At 62.4% G+C, this 19,223-nt stretch carries 16 protein-coding genes; 9 read left to right on the forward strand and 7 right to left on the reverse strand.

Going from position 1 to position 19,223, the window contains the following annotated elements:
* Positions 1–34: 34 nt before the first annotated feature.
* The 3 genes from FHW69_RS13465 (at position 35) to FHW69_RS13475 (ending at position 3,072) form a co-directional block, all read left to right on the forward strand.
* Positions 35–1,105 (forward strand): glycosyltransferase family 9 protein, encoded by a 1,071-nt coding sequence (locus FHW69_RS13465; RefSeq protein WP_183423605.1) that lies wholly within the window; start codon positions 35–37, stop codon positions 1,103–1,105.
* A 105-nt stretch (positions 1,106–1,210) separates the two neighbouring features.
* Entirely contained in the window at positions 1,211–1,531 is a 321-nt protein-coding gene (locus tag FHW69_RS13470) for a hypothetical protein (RefSeq protein ID WP_183423606.1), read from the forward strand.
* A 245-nt stretch (positions 1,532–1,776) separates the two neighbouring features.
* Positions 1,777–3,072, forward strand: a complete 1,296-nt coding sequence (locus tag FHW69_RS13475) for an Nramp family divalent metal transporter (RefSeq protein ID WP_183423607.1) — start codon at positions 1,777–1,779, stop codon at positions 3,070–3,072.
* 9 nt (positions 3,073–3,081) lie between these two features.
* On the opposite strand, the gene FHW69_RS13480 is transcribed toward FHW69_RS13475, so the two are convergent.
* From FHW69_RS13480 to FHW69_RS13510, 7 genes are all read right to left on the reverse strand, one after another.
* Positions 3,082–3,195, reverse strand: coding sequence for a carbohydrate porin (locus tag FHW69_RS13480; RefSeq protein ID WP_183423608.1), 114 nt, complete (start codon positions 3,193–3,195; stop codon positions 3,082–3,084).
* Positions 3,192–4,400, reverse strand: a complete 1,209-nt coding sequence (locus FHW69_RS13485; RefSeq protein ID WP_183423609.1) for a carbohydrate porin — start codon at positions 4,398–4,400, stop codon at positions 3,192–3,194. Before FHW69_RS13485 ends, FHW69_RS13480 begins: the two co-directional genes overlap by 4 nt.
* Before the next feature lie 69 nt (positions 4,401–4,469).
* The gene (locus FHW69_RS13490) at positions 4,470–5,903 is read right to left on the reverse strand and encodes an efflux transporter outer membrane subunit (RefSeq protein WP_221195544.1); all 1,434 of its coding nucleotides are present in this window, start codon (positions 5,901–5,903) and stop codon (positions 4,470–4,472) included.
* Positions 5,900–9,085 (reverse strand): CusA/CzcA family heavy metal efflux RND transporter, encoded by a 3,186-nt coding sequence (locus tag FHW69_RS13495; RefSeq protein ID WP_183423610.1) that lies wholly within the window; start codon positions 9,083–9,085, stop codon positions 5,900–5,902. The genes FHW69_RS13490 and FHW69_RS13495 overlap by 4 nt, the downstream gene beginning before the upstream one ends.
* 35 nt (positions 9,086–9,120) lie before the next feature.
* Entirely contained in the window at positions 9,121–10,302 is a 1,182-nt protein-coding gene (locus FHW69_RS13500; RefSeq protein WP_183423611.1) for an efflux RND transporter periplasmic adaptor subunit, read from the reverse strand.
* 88 nt (positions 10,303–10,390) lie between these two features.
* Complete coding sequence (locus FHW69_RS13505; RefSeq protein ID WP_183423612.1) at positions 10,391–11,770, reverse strand: HAMP domain-containing sensor histidine kinase; 1,380 nt, start codon at positions 11,768–11,770, stop codon at positions 10,391–10,393.
* Positions 11,757–12,452, reverse strand: coding sequence for a response regulator transcription factor (locus tag FHW69_RS13510; RefSeq protein WP_183423613.1), 696 nt, complete (start codon positions 12,450–12,452; stop codon positions 11,757–11,759). The genes FHW69_RS13505 and FHW69_RS13510 overlap by 14 nt, the downstream gene beginning before the upstream one ends.
* Positions 12,453–12,558: 106 nt before the next feature.
* On the opposite strand from FHW69_RS13510, the gene FHW69_RS13515 reads away from it, so the two are divergent.
* The 6 genes from FHW69_RS13515 (at position 12,559) to FHW69_RS13540 (ending at position 19,200) form a co-directional block, all read left to right on the forward strand.
* Entirely contained in the window at positions 12,559–13,248 is a 690-nt protein-coding gene (locus FHW69_RS13515) for an SOS response-associated peptidase (protein WP_183423614.1), read from the forward strand.
* Between the two features lie 133 nt (positions 13,249–13,381).
* Entirely contained in the window at positions 13,382–13,870 is a 489-nt protein-coding gene (gene atpF, locus FHW69_RS13520) for a F0F1 ATP synthase subunit B (RefSeq protein WP_183423615.1), read from the forward strand.
* A 206-nt stretch (positions 13,871–14,076) separates the two neighbouring features.
* Positions 14,077–15,714, forward strand: a complete 1,638-nt coding sequence (locus FHW69_RS13525; protein WP_183423616.1) for an ABC-F family ATP-binding cassette domain-containing protein — start codon at positions 14,077–14,079, stop codon at positions 15,712–15,714.
* Between the two features lie 74 nt (positions 15,715–15,788).
* On the forward strand, positions 15,789–16,211 hold the full coding sequence (locus tag FHW69_RS13530) for a hypothetical protein (RefSeq protein ID WP_183423617.1): 423 nt from the start codon (positions 15,789–15,791) through the stop codon (positions 16,209–16,211).
* Entirely contained in the window at positions 16,208–17,692 is a 1,485-nt protein-coding gene (locus tag FHW69_RS13535; protein ID WP_183423618.1) for an ATPase domain-containing protein, read from the forward strand. The genes FHW69_RS13530 and FHW69_RS13535 overlap by 4 nt, the downstream gene beginning before the upstream one ends.
* Positions 17,689–19,200 carry an ATP-binding protein gene (locus FHW69_RS13540; RefSeq protein ID WP_183423619.1) on the forward strand — a complete coding sequence of 504 codons (1,512 nt, stop codon included), beginning with the start codon at positions 17,689–17,691 and terminating at the stop codon, positions 19,198–19,200. The genes FHW69_RS13535 and FHW69_RS13540 overlap by 4 nt, the downstream gene beginning before the upstream one ends.
* Positions 19,201–19,223 lie beyond the last annotated feature (23 nt).

Genomic DNA, 19,223 nt, shown 5'->3' on the forward strand with positions numbered 1-19,223 from the left:
CTCAAGCTTTCGTCGTCGCGCTGCCAGCGGACTCATGCGCCTTATTTTCGGCAAGCCGCCGCAGCCGGCCGGTGAACCGTTACCGCTTACCGGCATCCACCGCATTCTGGTCTGCTATGTCAGCCATACGCTTGGCAACACACTGTTGCTGACGCCGCTGATCCAGGAGCTGGAAGCCACCTATCCGGGCGCGGAAATCGACATCCTCACGCGTCGCGGCGGGGCGAGCGTCATCTATCGTAACTACTTCAGCGTCAGCCGCATCTTTTCGTTGCCTGCGCACGGTTTCGGACATCCCATTGCGCTGTGGCGCGAACTCGGCGCCATGCGCAGGAACTCCTACGATCTGGTGATTGATCCGGACCCGCAGTCGCAAACCGGACGCCTTTATCTGCTGATGGCTCGCGCGAAATGGAAGCTGGGTTTCAGCAGCCGCAAGAAGACGGGCAATCTGACCCACGCCGTACCGTTCTCGGATGCTCCCGAGAGCAAGGGAAAGAGCCTCGTATTTCTATTGCGCAGTGCACTGGGCAAGCCCGCGTCTGACTCGTGGCCGCAGCCGGACATTCGCCTGTCAGCCGGCGAGCAGAACGAAGGTCGCGAGGCGCTTGCGCGCGTACTCGCCACGGTGTCATCGGCAGCCGGCAAAAAAGGCGTCATTGGCATCTTCGCCAATGCCACGGGCGACAAGCTGCTGGGCCAGGACTGGTGGACGCCGTTCCTCGATACGCTGGAAGCGGCGCACCCGGACTATCAGCTGGTGGAAATCGTGCCGATGTTCGGGCGCTCGATGCTCGGCGGTCGCTATCCCACGTTCTTCTCTACCGATCTTCGCAAACTGGCCAGCGTGCTGTCGGCATTGAATGTCTACATCAGCGCGGATTGCGGCATCATGCATCTGGCGTCCGCAACGTGCGTGCCCACCATGGGCATTTTCACCCGCACCAAAGCCCAGGAATGGGGCGTGTACGGTGGCCAGAACCACACCATCTACGGCTATGACCGCACACCGTCCGATATTGCGGGTGAGATTGCGGGCCTTCTGCCGGGTACGGGTGCACGGCCCGTGACGATGCCGCCGCAAACCTCATTCGCGCGGCCATAACGCACCTCCCCTACGTCCAACGGTCAATTGACCCTGTCTGATCGGTACGGTCGAATGTTTGCGCCGAGCGCGGCAAACAGCGATCAACCCTATTGAGGACAGGTCATGGCTAACGAAAAAGAGGAAGTGCAGCCCCGTATCACCGTACCGGAAACATTGAAGCCGGGTGAGGTGGTCACGTTGCGCGGTTTCGAGGTATCTCCCGAACGGCAATGGCAGTTCATGTCGTTAGTGCAATTCATACCTTTTGCTGGAGAGCCAACGTTGCCCCGCAGCTACGACTTCCTGGCAAATCGGACAAGTGAGGGCGCGAACCTGGTCACGTTTACCGTGCCTGAAGAAGTCCAGGCGGGCTACTACTACTTGCAGACACGAAACCGCTGCGACGATCGAATCAGCATCGGGCTGGCGTTTGTTGTCTCCTAGAGATTTCTGCCGGAGCGAACGTGCTCGCGAAGGCCTCCCGGCAGCCGGAAAACGCTGCGCTACCAAAGATGGCGCAGCGTCTCCCGGCCATTCAATTGCTTCGGCCTGTATGGCTGCCCAAGCCCTGCATGGCCTCCATGAACCTCCTTCACTCCCCCTTGCGAACACCCCGTCATGATGGGGCCAGCCGCACGTTCCTGCCGGGACGCGATGCGGCACTGAGCCCAACCCGTCAAGGCGTGTACATGTTGAACGATGCGTCATCCGAGCCTCAACACAGTACACAGAATCAATCCTGGTGGCGGCGCCTGAGTGCGGGGCTGATCACCGGTGCGGCCGATGATGATCCGAGCGGCATTGCCACCTATTCCCAGGTGGGTGCGAAGTTCGGCTATGCGACGCTGTGGTCGCTGTTCCTTGCGCTTCCCCTGATGATCGGGATACAGATCGTTAGCGGCAGGATCGGACGCGTTACCGGCAAGGATCTGGGACAAAACCTGCGACAGCACTTCGCGCGCCCCTGGGTTTACAGCATCCTGGCGCTTCTGGTCATCGCCAACGTCATCAATATTGGCGCCGACGTGGCGGCCATGGGCGCGGCGCTGCAATTGCTGATCGGTGGTCCCGCAGTGGTGTACGGCATCGGGTTTGCATTGCTTTCGCTGGGCTTTCAGGTCTTCATCCCGTTTTCGCGCTATTCGCCCGTGCTCAAGGTGCTGACGGTGAGCCTGTTTGCGTACGTGGCCACGGTATTTGTGGAAAAGATTCCTTGGGGTCAGGCTTTGCACGGCACCCTGATTCCGGCATTCCAGTGGAATCGCGACTATGCGGTGGCCATTGTGGCCGTGTTGGGAACAACCATCAGTCCGTATCTGTTCTGCTGGCAGGCAGCACAGGAAGTGGAAGAAATCCGTTCCAGCAATGAACGTGAACCCCTCTCTGATAAACCGTCGCAGGCACCGGACGCGCTGCGTCGAATCAACATCGACACCTCGGTCGGCATGGTGTTCTCCAACGTGGTGGCGTTCTTCATTGTGCTGACTGGCGCGGCCGTACTACACGCTCATGGAAAGACCGACATTCAATCGTCCGCGCAGGCGGCCGAAGCCTTGCGGCCGGTGGCGGGAAGGTTTGCGTTTTATCTGTTCGCCGCGGGCATTATTGGCACCGGCCTGCTGGCCATTCCCGTGCTGGCCGGCGCGACCGCGTTCGCGGTAAGCGGGGGCAGCGGGCACCGTTACGGGCTGGAATACAAACCGAAGAACGCCCGCTTTTTCTATGGTGTGCTGATCGTGTCGATGCTGCTTGGCGCGGCACTCAACCTTACGTCCATTGATCCGATCAAGGCGCTGTACTGGAGCGCGGTAGTCAACGGTGTATGCGCCGTGCCCATGATGGTGATGATGATGCTTCTCGCACAACGAAACAGCGCGATGGGACCGCAGGTGGTGCGCGGCCTGGTAGCGTGGCTGGGTTGGGCGGCGACGGTGGTGATGGGCATCGCAGCTATCGTGATGTTCCTCACCCTGGGCAACGGTTGAACGTTGCGATCAATATTCCAGATGCATGCGCAGGCCGGCAAAGCGTGCCGGCCCGCGATCCGCGTTGTAACCCGGATGGGCAGCCCACTGAAGATCGGCACTGACGGTAAAGAAGCGATTCACGGCCAGCGAGTAGTACGCTTCGGCGATGTCCTCCGGGCATAGCGCAGATTGCCGTCTCCAAGCACGAAGCCCACGCCACCATCCTTCAGGTAATCCCGGTGGTCCGGTGAGAGGCGATTCTGCGCGAATGCGATGCCGATCCGGTCGTCGCGACGGCCCCACGCGCGCCCGGCTATCTGCAAGCCGGTGCTGATGCTCGCGTCGGCTTCAGTGAATGCGAAGGACTCGGTACGCCCATCATTACGCGCCGCCCGAATGAACCATCCCGTATCGCCGTCGTCAGCCAGTGGCAAATCCATGCCAACGGCAAACCCGCGTTTGTGCCGGCCGTCTTTGTCGTCAGCCACGATATCCGGCACGCCGCCAGGCGGTGCAGCGGCAATGGCGTCACGATAGATGCCCATCCGCGCGGTATTGCGGTATCCCATCACGCGCAGGCTGATCCCGTCCGGGTCGGGTTGCCAGACCACTTCCAGATTGTCACCGCGTGCCCGGCTCAACGGGCCTTGGAGATGATCGCCGTTCGCCTGTGAGGGCATCTGATAGACGCCGTAGCGTACGGTCCAGGCCTTTTTCACGAGGGTGACGACGCCACCCATCGTGTAGCCGCGCGTATTGGCGGCAAAGTCCCAGGCAGGGCTGTTCTGGAAACTCCAGTTGAGAAACTGGGTGCGTGCGGAGCCGGCATAGGAGCTTTTGTCGAAGTCGTCGCTCACCGCAAGAAGGCCGCCCTTCAATTGCAGGCGGTCGGTCGGCTGATGACCCGGCAATTGATCCATCTTCCGCTTCACGGCCGTGGACCCGTCGCCCAGAGGAATGTCGTAGGTGGCGAACACGCGTGCGACATAGGCGTGACGCGGCAGCGTTCCGCCGCCATGGATCACATCGCCATTGGGCAGGCCACCCATGCCTGTCGAATCACTGACCCCTTCACCACGGAACATTTCCACGTCCAGGTACATGGCAAGCCGCGACGACGCCTGCATGCCGAAATAGGCGCCGAAGGTATGAGAGCGGGCGACGTCGCCATCAGCGCGCAGGCTGCGCTCGCCGGCATAGGGCGAGTGCAGGGCATCCTGACGCTGGTCCACGAAAGTGTACTGGGCGCCCAGAAGAACAGGTTTCAGTAACGGTACTTCGTCGGCCGCAGCCACGCAGATGGCGAGCTGGGAGGCAACAATGCAGACGTAGACGCGAAAGTGCATGGCCGACCAGTGTGGGGAATTGTGCGTACGCTGCACGCGGGAATGTGCGGCGAAAGTCTGGATTATACGTCATCGCCAGCCGCCGCCGAGTGACTGAATCAGCGCGGCCGTGTCGCACAGCCGCAGGGCCTGTGCCTGAATCCGCCAGACGCGCGCCTGCTGGTATGCCTGCTGGGCATTTATGAGCGTCAGTGCGTTGACGTAGCCGAGGCGCTGCTGGGCCTGGGTGAGGGTCAATGCGTGTTGCGCGGCCGCTTCTGCGTCATCCGCCGCGGCGAGGGCGCGCGAGTCGCTTTCCACGGCATACAGCGAGTCGGCAACGTTCTGGAACGCGCCCAGGACGACACTGCGATACTGGGCGGCCGATTGTTGAAGTGCCGCTTCTGCGGCGCGCTGCTTATGCTTCAGCGCGCCGAAATCAAACACGGTTTGCGTGACGCTTCCCGCCAGCGCCCAAAACACGTTGTCGTCCGTGAACATTCGCGCGAAGGATGTGGAGCTGCCGCCGTAGCTGGCGGTGAGCGCAAACTGCGGAAGCCTGTTCGCCAGCGCGACGCCCACTTCGGCGCTGGCCTGATGCACGTTTTCCTCTGCCGCCCGTACGTCGGGGCGCTGCGTGACCAGTTGGGAGGGCAGGGTCAGCGGAAGCGTTACCGGCAGCGTCAGGTGTTCCAGATCGAACTGAAGGCTACCGGCCTGATCGGGCGTGTCGCCACACAGTACCGCGAGCAGGTCGCGATTCTGTTCGAGCTGCTTCTCCAGTGGTGGCAACGTTTCCCGGGCCTGGGCGAGTGCCGTTTCCTGCGCCGCCACGTCAAGCGCCGATGCATAGCCCAGCTTCGCCTGCTCGCGAAGGATCGCAAGAGCGCGGGTCTGGTCGTCAATCACGGCATGAGTCGCGTCGATCTGGGCGCGCAGTGAGGCTTCCCCAATGGCGGCATTGACCACATTGGCAGCAAGACTCAGCCGCGCCGCTTCAAGTTCGTAGCGCTGATTGTCCGCCTGAGCCTGTAACGATTCGACAGCGCGACGGTCAAGGCCGAACACATCCGGTGCGTAGCTTACGTTGAGCTGGGCTGTGTGCAGCGTGTAGTACGCCGCGCCGGAGGTAAGCGTGGGCGAGAGCGTGCCTACCGCGTTGCGTTGACGGGACGGCGAATAGTTGAGCGCGGCAGACGGGAAGAACGCAGCGCGTTGCGCGGACACATTCTCCTCTGCCTGTCGCAGCGCGGCCGTCGCTGCCTGAAGGTCAGGGTTGTGGTTCAGGGCGCGATCCACGCGCTCGTCGAGCACGGCGGAGCCGAATACCTGCCACCACGTCCGTAAGATGACCTCCTGCGACGACCACTGCTGCGATGGTCCGCTCGCGCTGCTGACCGTTGGCGTCAACGGAGCGCGGATATACGACGAGGGCTCGGGCGTGCGTGGCCGCTGGTAATCCGGACCCACGGCGCACCCGGCGCATGCCGCCAGCATGCCAGCCAGAATCATCCACCGCGTCATGGCGTGCCTCCTGACCTTCTGCGTGCGCGTTTCTGTGACCATTCGACCACCAGCACCTGCAAGGCAGGCGCCACGATCAGCAGCATCACAGGACCGATCAGCATGCCGCCCACGACCACCGTGGCCAGCGGACGCTGCACCTGGCTGCCGATGCCCGTGGAAAGGGCAGCTGGCAGGAGGCCGATACAGGCAGACAGTGCGGTCATCAGCATGGGCCGCATGCGTTGCCTGGCTGCCTGCGCCATGGCCTCCACAGGTGACAGGCCGCCAAGCAGAAGGTGATTGAAGTAAGTGATGACCAGAATGCCGTTCATGACCGAGACGCCAAACAGCGACACAAAGCCGATGGCGGCCGAAATGCTGAAATCCAGTCCGGAGACATACAGCGCAACGATGCCGCCTCCCATGGAGAACGGAATGGCGGCAAGCGTCAGAAGGCTGTCGCGTAGCGAGTTGAACAGCGTAAAGAGCAGGGCGAGGATGAGGCCAAGGGCAATGGGCAGCACGACGGCCAGTCGCTCTTTGGATTGTTGCAGATCATTGAATTCACCCGCCCAGACGAGGTGATACCCCGACGGCATGGCTACGTTGCGGGCGATCCGTTGCTGCGCCTCTGCCACCGTGCCACCCAGATCGCGTCCGCGCACACTGAATTTCACTGGCACAAAGCGTTCGTTGGCTTCGTGATAAATGTACGAGGCACCCGTATCCAGACTGATATGCGCCACGTCACGCAGGGGCACATAGCCCGTGCCTCCGCCAGGGAGCGCATAGCCCACAGGAATGTTCCCTATGTCTTCCACGCTTTTCCGGTATGGCGGCGCGAGGCGGACCACCAGATCGAACTGGCGATCTCCTTCCAGTACGGTTGTGGCTGGCGTGCCGCCGGCAGCGGCCTGGATCACCGTATTGACGTCACCCGTGTTGAGGCCGTACCGCGCTGCCCTCGCGCGATCAACGGTGATGTTGAGGTTGGGCTGCCCGAGTACATGGAAGACGCCAAGATCCTCAATGCCGCGAATGTGCTGCATCTCGCGCATGACCTGATCGGCAAGACGTTCGAGTTCAGGCAGCTCCGGCCCCACGATCTTCACTGAATTGGCCCCTTTCACCCCGGAAAGGCCTTCCTCGATGTTGTCCTGGATGTACTGGGAGAAGTTGAACTCGACGCCGGGCAGGGCGCTGGTGAACTCCCGTTGCAGGTCTGCCACCAGCTTCTCTTTCGTGTGCCCGGCAGGCCATTCGCCTTCGGGCTTCAACGGTACGAAAAGCTCGACGTTGTAGAAGCCGGAGGCATCGCTTCCATCGTCAGGGCGTCCGTGTTGCGACACGGCGGTCACCACCTCCGGATGCCTGAGGAGGATGCGGCGCAGTTCGTTGACCTGTTCCTGGCCCGCTTCCAGCGAGATGGTGGTTGGCATGGAAGCGCGTATCCAGAGGTTGCCTTCTTCCAGCGCAGGCAGGAACTCCGTACCCACCCGCGTCAGCAGCAGGCCGGCAACCAGAAGGAAGCCCATGCCCAGCGCCACGGTCGTCCGGCGTCGGGTCAACGCCCAGCGCAGCACGGGGGTATACACGCGACGGATGGCGCGAACGAAGATGGTCTCTGTTTCTTTCACGTGACGAGGTAGCAGCAGCGACGCAAGTACGGGCGATACGGTGAATGTCGCGATCAGCGCGCCGGTCAGTGCGTACGCGTAAGTCCGCGCCATGGGATTGAATATCTGGCCTTCCACGCCCTGCATCGTGAACAGGGGAATGAACGCCGCCACCGTGATGGCCGAAGAGAACAGCACCGCCCGGTCCACCTGCATGGCGCTGATGAAAAGCATGCGCAGCCGTTCCGTCCAGCCGCGCGTGGAGCCTGTGCGCATGTAGGTGCCCAGGTCGCTCTGCGCCGCTTCATGCAGCAGTTCGCGCTGCTGCTCCTGACTCTTCTGGACATTGCGGAAGATGTTCTCGATGAGGATCACGGCCGAGTCGACGATGATGCCGAAGTCCACGGCACCCAGTGACAGGAGATTGGCCGAGTCACCCATCAACACCAGCATGATGATGCTGAAGAAAAGCGCCACCGGAATATTCGCGCTGACGATCAACGCGCTGCGCAGATCGCCCAGAAAGATCCACTGGATAAGAAAGACCAGCACGCACCCGAAGATCAGGTTATGCAGCACCGTGTGCGTGGTGACCGCCACCAGCGTTGAGCGATCATAGAAGGGCACCAGCTTCACGCCGGGAGGGAGCGTCCCGTCGCTGTTCAGGCGCTGCACTTCGGCCTTCACGCGCCCGACGACCTCGTTCGTCTGCAAGGTACGGTTCATGACCACAATCCCGGTGACCACGTCATCCTGGTTGTCACGCCCCGCACGACCCAGACGAGGCACGGAGCCGATGTCCACTTTCGCGACATCCTTCACCATCACCGGCGTGCCGTTGGCCTGGCTGAGCACGATATGGCCAATATCGTCCACATCCCGGATCAGGCCCACGCCACGGATGTTCACCGACTGCTGGCCGATATTGATGGTGCGCCCACCCACGTTGCTGTTTCCGTTGCCGATGGCGGCGATCAGCTGCGGAAGGGTGATGCCATAGCCCTGCAACTTGTGCAGGTCTGCTTCCACCTCATATTCCTTCGTGGTCCCGCCCCAAGTGACGACCTGGGCGATACCCGGCACTGACAAAAGACGGCGTGTAACGACCCAGTCCTGCAACGTGCGCAGTTCGGTGAGGCTGGCCGAGGACGGGCCGACCAGTTGATAGCGGAAGATTTCCCCGACCAGACTGGATGCCTGAATCTGCGGCTGCACGTTGTTGGGAAGCGTGACGTTCTGCTGCAACGCCAGCGCGGCCTGCGTGTAGTCGAAGTAATAGTCGGTGCCGTACTTGAAAGTGACCCGTACGAACGACAGGCCATAGAAGGACGTCGAACGAATGCTGTCCACGCCGGGCGTGGTGGCCAGCCCCACCTCCATCGGCCGGGTGAAGCTTCGTTCCATTTCTTCGGCAGAAAGGCCCGGTGCCTGCGCCGTGATTTCGAGGATGACGGGCGCCGGGTTGGGATACGCCTCGATGTTGAGCCGCGCATAGGCGACCAGGCCAGCCACAACAAATGCTGCCAGCGCGGTGAGCACGATGGCACGACGAGTCAGCGCAAACGCGACAAGGCCTCGAAACACGTTCAATCCTTAGTGGATACGGAGCGCAGGCGTACTTACTGCGATTTCAGCGCAAGCGCGTTGCTCAGGAAGAGGGCGCCTTCGGTCGCGACGGACTGCGCGCGCCCCAGGCCCGAGAGCACCGGGTAGTAGTCGTCCTGTGCGGGTCCCAACTGCACAGGGCATCGGGTGAAGCGCCGCCCGTCTGTGGTGGTGAACACCACCATCGCTCCGCTGCCTTCGCGCACCACGGCATTCATGGGCACCGAGGCGTGCTTCGAGGGTGCTTCGGTGGCGATGTGGTAAGTGGCAAGCATTTGTGCGCGCAAACCTGCCGGTGGCGCATGCAGAACAGCCCGCAATGTCACCCGATGCGTCGAGGCATCGGAGCTGTTGCCGACATAATCCACCGTGGCCTTGATGGTTTGCTGCGGCAATGCCGGGAAGGTGGCCGTCAATGCGTCGCCGATGTGAACCTGTGGCGCGTCATCTTCGGTGACGTTCGCCACCAGCCACACGCTGTTCGCATCGGACACGCTGAACGGCGCGGGCGAGCCGCCGGGCTGGACGAGATCGCCTGCCGCAATGGTGCGCGTGCTGACCTGTCCGTCGATGGGACTCTTGATGCGAAGCTCGCCGTCAATACGGCGTGTGGCGACGATGCGGTCTATTTCCGCATCGTCTTTGCCAAAGATGTGCAGGGCGCGCCGCGCGGCCTGGTAGTTGCCTTCGGCCGTCTGTTGATCGGACACCGCCTGCTCCACGTCGCGGGGCGCGTTTGCCTGCACCTGCGCCATGCCGTTGGCACGTCGCAGCACGGAGGCGGTCTGCACGCGCGCAGCCGCAGCACTGACAAGCGCCGCTTCGGCCTGGGCAAGATCGGGGCTGTCGACCGAGAAGAGCACCTGGTCCTTCTTCACCGTGTCGCCCGCCCTGGCAAAGACCTGGCGCACGCGGCCCGCGTACGGTGACGTGACTTGCGCGAGCCCATCCTGATTGAAGTCCACATAGCCCACGGCATCGACTTCGGGCGTGAAATCGCGGGTGACGACCTGCGCGACGCGCACGCGACGGGCCTGCTGCGCGCTGAGCGTGACGCTCTGCGTGTCTTGCGTCGTCAACCGAGCGGCGACTGGTGTGCTGTTCGCTGCCGTGGAAGATGGCCTCAGGCACACGGCAATGAGCATGGCCACCAGAAGGCAGCCACCCGTGATGAGTCGACCTTTGTGCTTGTTCATGTGCGTCATGGCGTGCGACAGCAGCCGGCCAGCGGCCGGCGGTGGGGGAAGCGTCGCTACGCTAAGTCAGCACCCATCCGGGGAACAGTTACGGTTTGGAAAGGTTGGCCGCCGGCAATTCGATATCCACCACCAGACCGGGCGAGGCATTGCGCAGCGTCAGCCGACCGCGATGCAGCGCAATCACGGCGGCCACGATGCTCAGCCCCAATCCATTGCCCCGCAGATGGCGGCTGGCATCCACCCGGAAGAAGCGCTCCGTGGCGCGAGGCAGCGCGTCCTCAGGCATGCCCGGGCCGTTGTCCTGCACCGTCAGATGGACGCTTTGCCCGACACCCACCGCCTGCATCGCAACGTTGGCGCCTTCTCCGGCGTACTTGAACGCGTTGTCGAGCAGGTTGGCCAGTACGCCGGCCAGCAGGTGGCGATCTGCCAGCACATGGGGGTCGCCTTGCGTCCGGGACGACAGCGTAATGGAGCGCTGCTCGGCGGCAGGACGGTAAAGCTCGGCGATGTCTTCAAGCAGTTCATTCAGCGACAGGGTTTCAAAGCTGTCGCGGCGTACGCCCGATTCGGCTTCGGCAATCTGCAACATCTTGTCCAGCACGACGATGAGGTCGTCGATCTGGTCGATGGCGTACTGGGCGTCGTCAGGCAGGCGGGTGTCGCGCTGCGGGGAGCGCAGCGCGTGCTCCAGCGATCCGCGCACCCGTCCGAGCGGCGTGCGCAGATCGTGCGCGATGGCGTTGGATACCTGGCGGGCGCTATCCATCAGGCGCTCGATTTCATCCAGCATGTCGTTGATGTCGCGGGCCAGCATCGCGAATTCGTCCCCGGAACGGCCCGCGATCACCCGCCGGTCCAGTCGGCCGGCAGCAATTTCGGTGGTCGTGCGATGGATAGCCTGCAATTGCCGTTGAAGCTGACGGCGAAACAGCATGGCGCCGCCCACGCCCAGCAGCAGTGCAAGCAGGCCGCCGATGGCAAACGCGACGGTGATGCGGTGCTCCAGCGACTGCACGTCCTGCATGTCGCGTCCTACCAGCAACGTGCTGCCATCCGCGAAACGATGCGTCAGCAGGCGACTGGGCGAGTAGCGACCGAAACGGTCTACCGCCAGCTGGTGCAGGCCCTCGCTGGCGGTGGCCGCATCCGGCCATGCGGTGAGGTTGCCGATGATTTTCTTTCCCTTGCGGTCCAGCAGCAGGTAGATCTCGGTATCGGAATCTTCGTTGTCCGTCAGCAGGCCGTGGATGTCGCTGGCCAGCGCGTCCGGGCCACGGCCATGTTCTTCCTGCACGAGAAAGCGGAGGCGGCTTTGCAGTTGCTGGTCGATATTCCGCCGCAGCAGGCCGGCCGTCCCCACATAGAAAACGGCCGCGATCAGCGCAATGGACAGAACCAGCAGTACCGCGTAGCCCGCGACCAGGCGGAAGACAACCGAGCGACGGAAGTCACTCAGCGACATGGATGCCGCTGTCCTCTAGCGTGAAGCCCACGCCTCGCACCGTGCGAATGAGGGGCGTTGCGCCGCCTTCGTCGATCTTGTTTCGCAGTCGGCTCATCTGCACGTCGATCACGTTGGTCTCCGGATCGAAGTGGTAACCCCACACCGCAGCCAGCAACATTTTGCGAGTGACCACCTCGCCCTGGTGACGCATCAGATATTCCAGCAACTGATATTCACGCGGCTGAAGCTGCAACGCCCTGCCTGCACGGAACACCTTGCGGCTGCGCCGCTCCAGCGTCAGGTCGGCTGCCGTCAACGTATCGGCCTCCGCGCGCGGGGTGGTGCGCCGGGCCAGTGCGTCAATCCGTGCCATCAGTTCGTCCATCGAGAACGGCTTGGTCAGGTAATCGTCGCCGCCGCTGCGCAGCCCGCGGATGCGTTCGTCCAGGCTGCTGAGCGCGCTCAATACCAGCACGGGCGTATGGTCGTCCCGCAGCCGCATGGCCGAGAGGATATCCAGTCCGTCCAGGCCCCCCTGAAGCATCCGGTCAAGCACGATCAGATCCCAGCGCTCCTGAGTGATGCGCATCAGGCCACCCGGTCCGTCGTGGCAGACCTCGACCTCATGCCCGGCCTCCCGGAGGCCTTCCCGGATCAGCGCAGCGATGGGGAGGTCGTCTTCGATCAGGAGGCAGCGCATGGCAGGAGTCTGGCGGGGAGGGCGGCGGGCCAATCATAGGCCGAAAATCCGGCAACGGCTCCCACGTCCATACCGCAGCATCACGCCTGTTGGCTATGCTTCATCCATGTGCGGCCGCTATGCCACCTATGGTCCCGTCAGCCTGTCCCGCGAGGCGAAACAGGCGCTTGAGTCCATGGGGCTGGATCTGGCCAGCGAGATCAACCAGCGCGACGACCAGTTCAACATCGCCCCGACCCAGCGCGCCCTCGTAATCACCCTGAGCGACAGAAGCTATCAGGTGGGAATGTTTCGCTGGGGACTCATTCCCTCCTGGGCGAAAGACCTGAAGGTGGCATCCCGCCTGTTCAACGCGCGGGCGGAGACGGTCAACGAAAGCAAAGTCTTCCGCAGCGCCTTTCGCAGACACCGTTGCCTGATTCCGGCTTCCGGGTTCTTCGAGTGGAAGGGCGAGCCCCGTCACAAGCAGCCTTATTTTATCCATGAGCCTGCCGGCCACCTGATGATGTTTGCAGGCTTGCATGCAACCTGGCAGCCCGCCAATGACGGCGAATGGATACGAAGCTTCACGATTCTGACGGGCAAGCCCGCCAGAGTGAGCCACGACATTCACGATCGCAGCCCGGTGATCCTGCCGCCGGACCTGTGGCAGGTCTGGGTGGAAGGAAGTGTGGACGATGCCGAAGGCGTTCTGGCGGCAGCGCCAGAGCCTGATCTTGCCGTTTATCCGGTGACGAAGGCCCTGGCTTCGCCGAAGAACAACGGGCCCGAATTGATCGAGCCCGTTTCGCTGTAGCGTCAAGCACGATCCGTACATGCGCACGGGTGTTCATGTTGCCTTTTTGCCGCTGCACAGGTCTTTGATACTCCTGTACAGTAGAACGGTTTGGACGAAGAAAAATCACTTCACGCGAGTTCACGGAGCATCTGTGGAACAGAGCAGTCTTTCGATCAACGCAACCGTTTTCCTTCAGGCGATGGTCTTCGCCGCGCTGGTGCTGGTAACCACTTACGGTATCTACCCGCGACTGCGACGGGTGCTTGAAGAGCGTGCCCAGCGCATCTCCGATGGCATGGCCGAAAGCGAACAGGCGCGTTCCACCCAGGCCGCGTCAGCACGCGAAAGCCACCGGATTCTGGTTGACGCACGCCGGGAGGCCGCGCAGATGATCGACGTCGCTCACGTTCGTGCCAACGAACTGATCGCTGCTGCGAAAGAGCAGGCGATATCCGTCACCCAGCGCGACATTGCCGCGGCCAGTGAGTTGATGGCGCGGGAGATCGAAGCGACGCGCGTCGCACTTCGCGCTGAAGTCGCGGGTCTGTCGTTGTCGGCAGCATCGAAGATTCTGGGGCGCAAGGTCGATGCAACCCGGCACGCGGATCTTCTGGACGAGCTGAAAACCGAGCTGCACTAGGGCTTGCCTTTGGCCCGTTTGCAACACGACAATGGTTTCAGGACAACTTCTGAAGCAACAGTCGCGACATGTGAGAAAGGCGATTCAACCCGACGATTCATTCCGGACTGCGTGACGCCGGTGTTCCGACACCGCCCCGATCCTCCGGCTGACTTCTGCCTGATGCCGCGCGTTGCGGCACCTAAGGCTTCGACGGAGAATCCCTCATGTCCGAAGCGCTCGTCCGCGTTTCCCATCTCTGTTTTTCCTGGCCCGACGGTACGACCGTCCTGGCCGATGTGTCGTTCGCTCTTGGTCCGTCGAGCACGGGTCTTGTTGCGCTCAATGGTGCAGGCAAGAGCACGCTCCTGAAGCTGCTTGCCGGTCGGTTGACCGCCTCGTCGGGCACCATCGACATTCGCGGAAAGCTGGCCTGGCTTCCACAACACCTGCCGCTCGCCACATCGTCCACCGTGGCCGATGTGCTCGAAGTGACGCCCGTCCTGTTGGCACTGGATGCCATTTCAGCGGGGAAGGGCACGCCCGAGCACTTCGATATCGTGGACGGCGACTGGAATGTGCGCGAACGTGTGTACGCCATCCTGGATCGTCTGGGTCTTGGCCATGTTGCGCTGGAACGCCCTCTGTCGACGTTGAGCGGCGGCCAGGTCATGTCTCTGGGGCTGGCGTCCTGCCTCATGCAACGTCCGGATATCCTGTTGCTGGACGAGCCCACCAACCATCTGGACACCTCATCGCGGGAAAGGCTCTATCGTGTACTCAACGAATGGAAGGGTTGCCTCATCGTGGCCAGCCACGACCGGGAACTGCTTCGCACGACGGAACACATTGCAGAACTGTCTCGCGGCGATCTTCGCTGGTTTGGCGCAGGCTACGACGCTTACCGCGACACAGTGAGCACCGAGCAGAACGCATTCGCCGGGCAGGTACAGAACCTGCGCAGCGAAGTGCGCCGCGAGAAGCGCGACAAGCAGGATGCGCGCGAACGCGCCGAGCGCCGGGCCGGGAATGCGGCACGGAGTCTCCCCGATGCCGGGCTGTCCCGCCTTGCGGCCGGCCTTCGCAAACGACATGCGCAGGTATCGGCAGGGAAGGCCGACGAACTGCACGAACATCGTCTCGCCAGCATGCAGTCGCGCCTGGCCGACGCCGCGAGCGAGCTGGAATCACTCCCGTCGCTTGACTTCACGCTGCCCGCCACGCGGGTACCGGCGCGGCGAGTTCTGTTCGCATGCGAGAACATGCAGGTCTGTCACGGTGAGAGGGCCCTGTTCGGGGACAACGGGCTGACGATGTCCATTCGTGGTCCGGAGCGCATTGCCCTGAGCGGCGACAATGGGTCTGGAAAAACGACATTGCTGCGCATCATGGCCGGCGAACGTTCTGCTGATGCAGGCGTGGTCCGCGTGGCTCAAGGCGGCGTCACGTATCTGTCACAGCGCCTTGAATTGGCCGATACCACGCGAACGGTGGCCCAATGCCTTGCCGACTACGCCCCCGGCATGCCGGCGCAGGAGCGGGCCAACCTGCTCGCACGGCTTCATTTTCGTGGCGACCGGATGCACCTGGCTGTAGCCGGCCTGTCGGGCGGTGAGCGGTTGCGTGTGGTACTGGCATGCGTACTCCATGCCGAGGTGGCACCGCAGTTTCTGTTGCTGGATGAGCCGACGAACAACCTGGATCTTGCGGGCATCAGCCAGCTGGGCGAGGCGCTGCGTGCTTTTGAGGGGGCAATGGTGGTCGTCAGTCATGACGCTGCGTTTCTGGCAACTATCGGGGTAACACGCCGCTGCGTGCTGGGCAGTCCCGGCGAGCGCGCACAATCGTTGGGCCATAAACGATGACGAACGCAACGATAGCAAAACGGCATATTTAGAGTAATCTGACGGATTGGAGCGCCCGGGCGACATTTCGAATCATGGACAGCGAGGCAAGCGACCGAATCGGTTTCGCCTTGGTGCAGCGCGCCACAGAGGGCGCTGATAGCGCGCATGTCGCGGACGAGATTGTCGCTATCCTCCGGCAGATCGAGTCTGCCCTTACGCCCATTCTTGGACGGCGCGGCATGACGGTGTTGTTCAAGCGCGCGCTCTCGCTCGCCTCTGCCGACACGCCCTGGCTTGCTGCGGTCAACCAGCAATCACGCACCGAGATGGATTTCGACGTGTTCCGGGTGGTCAGCGAGGCCTACCCGCCTGTGACCATCGCCGAAGGCGGCGGCGCGTTCTTCAAGACATTCTACGAATTACTCGGCAGCTTGATCGGCGCGTCTCTGACCGCCCAGCTTCTCTCCACGGTCAGCGTGGCTCCCACTATTGATTCAGGCAGGACCAGCCCATGAGCAGTAACGTCACCATTCGCCGCCTGCCGACAGGCGTCGAAGGATTGGACGCGGTCCTCGGCGGCGGCATCCCCGAGTTCTCGTTCAATCTTATTGCCGGCGCGCCGGGCTGTGGAAAAACCACGCTCGCTCACCAGATCATGTTTTCGCTCGCAACGCCGGAGCGGCCGACCCTTTATTTCACGGTGCTCGGCGAGCCGCCGCTGAAGATGCTTCGCTACCAGCAGCAGTTTCCGTTCTTCGACCAGGAGCTGGTGAACCAGTCGGTGCGGTTCATCAACCTCACGGATGAAACCCTGGTGGGTGACCTCAACGCCGTGCTGGAACGGATCATCCAGGAAGTTGAAACACACAATCCGGCGCTGATCTTCGTCGACTCGTTCCGTTCCGTGGCCATGGCCAGCACGGCTCTGGGAAATGCCCAGCATCATCTGCAACGCTTCGTGCAGAAGCTCGGCATGGTGATGACCAGCTGGCAGGCCACCACGTTTCTGATCGGTGAGTATTTCGACGAAGCAGACGCCAACCCGGTGTTCACCATCGCTGACGGATTGATCTGGGTGCGCCAGAGCATCATGCGCAATTCGATGGTGAGGAAGCTGGAGGTGATGAAAATGCGCGGGCAGCCATCGCTTCCCGGCCTGCATACGTTCCGCATCACGTCCGATGGCATCAGGGTGTTCGCGCCCGTATCCACCGTGGCGCGTGAGGACGCCGCACCGATGCAAGCGCTCAGCGACAGGTTGCAGATGGGCGTGCCCGGCCTTGACGACATGATGGGCGGAGGCTTGCCGCGCGGTTATTCGCTGCTCGTTGCAGGCCCGTCAGGGTCCGGCAAAAGCATCATGGCAGCGGCCTTCCTCGCGGCAGGAGCACGGGCGGGGGAGAAGGGCGTCATGGTGTCCTTCGAGCAGCATCCGAACCGTACCCATGCTGTCGTGCTTACCGACCTTATCAACAGCGGGCACGTCGGGCTGGTTCATACGCCGCAGTCGGGCCTGTCCATCAACGAAGTGCTTCTGATCGTGCTGGCCGAAGTACGGCGCCTCGGTGCCGCGCGCGTGGTGATCGACTCGCTTTCGGGTTTCGAACTTGCCATCGCACCGAGCTTCAAGGCCGACTTCCGCGAGTCGCTTGCGCAGATGGTTTTTGCGCTGGCCGAGGAGGGCGTCACCCTGTTGATGACCTCCGAACTCGAAGACCGCTACGCAGAACTGCGCTTCAGTCCCTACGGCACGGCCTTCATGACCGACGCCATCATTGTCCATCGTTATATCGAGCTGGACAGCCGGCTTCTGCGCGTGATGGCGGTGGCCAAGCTACGTGCAAGCGCCCATTCGGACGACTTGAGGCTGTTTACGATCAGCGACGACGGCATCCACATCGGAAGCCGCGTCGAGGGGCACCAGGGCCTGCTGGGTGGCCACCCCTCCCGCACGTCGCCGGAATCCTCTGATCGGCATCAGGACGAGCCTCAATGAACGCAAGGCAGGGCGATAAAGCACGTCCTGCCGTCTCTCCTGAGGCGCTCAACGAGCGCCTGGTTGCGGTCAACGAAGAACTGGTGCTGAGCCTCATCGAAGCGCAGAAGCGAGCCGAGACGAGCGCCCGGTTGCTCGAAGAGATGTCGCTTTCGATCGGGCCTGACGCGGTGACGCATCTTCCCAATCGCGCGTTGCTGCTGGACCGTCTGGTCCAGGCCATGGCAAGCGCACGACTCCATCAGAGTCCGCTGGCACTTCTGGCGGTTGACGTTGGCCACTTCGCGGAATTTGTTGCCAGGCGGGGAAAGCATGCCGGCGACGCTGCGCTGCGGCTGCTGGCCGGGCACATGGGTGAAGCCGTTGGCAAAGTGGAAACCATCAGTCGCCATGGCGCACATGGGTTCCTCGTTTTATTGCCCGAGGCCATGCTTCACGAAGCCCGGGCCGTCGCCCAGCGCGTGATCGAGGCTACCGATTCAACGATCGGACCTGACGACGACATGCCTCAATTGACGGTGAGCGTGGGCGGCGCACTGTTTCCCGACCACGGCCAGTCACCGCTGGACCTCATCAGCAGCGCCGAGGCCGCCGTATATTGGGCGGGCCAGAACAAAGAGCGTGGTCTGGTGATCTTTGATCGCTCCATGCGGCAGCCGCCGCAGCCGGAACCAGACGAAAGCGCGGCGTTCCCTCGCCCTTCGGACGAAGCATTTTTCAGAACGACAGAGTCGCCCCTGCAGGCGTGCCTGCGCCATGCCAACGAGCAGCTTTTGCTGGCGTCCATGATGTCCATGGACAAGAAAGAGCTGGCTGAAAAGGCACTCCGGCGTCAGACGGACTTCCTCGCGGTTCTCGCTCACGAGCTGCGCACACCGCTGACGCCCATCAGCCTGGCGGCCGCCATGATGAGTGAAGTTGAGGCGAGTGAGATTCCCCGCCTGCAAAATGTCATCAGCCGACAGATAGTCCACATCTCGCGATTGCTCACCGATCTGCTCGACGTGTCCCGCATCAACACCGGCAAGGTGCGGCTCAAGCGCGAGGCGGTATCAATCACCTCGGTACTCAATCAGTCCATCGACACGTGTGCACCGGCCATTGCGTTGCGTGCCCAGGTCCTGACCACCACCTTGCCTGAGAACCCTATCCGCGTTCTTGGCGACCCCGTCCGGCTGGCACAGGTTTTCACCAACCTCCTGGACAACGCGTCGAAGTACACCCCAGAGCGAGGCGCGATTGATGTTCTGGTCAGCGTGGACGAAGCATCGGTGATAGTGACCGTCAAAGACAGCGGCATCGGCGTGTCAGCCGAAGCGCTTCCCCACATCTTCGAACCGTTCGTGCAGGACAGTACCGCCGTCGCATTCAATGGCGGGGGACTGGGCATTGGCCTGACCGTCGTCCGCGACATGATCGAAGCCCACGGCGGCCGGGTGGAAGTGCACAGCAACGGTGAGAATGCTGGCACGTCGTTTACCGTGACGCTGGGGCGCCTTGGCGATTAGCAGATGTGGCGTGCCGACATGCC

Source organism: Luteibacter sp. Sphag1AF, from assembly GCF_014192715.1.
In the GTDB taxonomy this organism is placed as follows: Bacteria; Pseudomonadota; Gammaproteobacteria; order Xanthomonadales; family Rhodanobacteraceae; genus Luteibacter.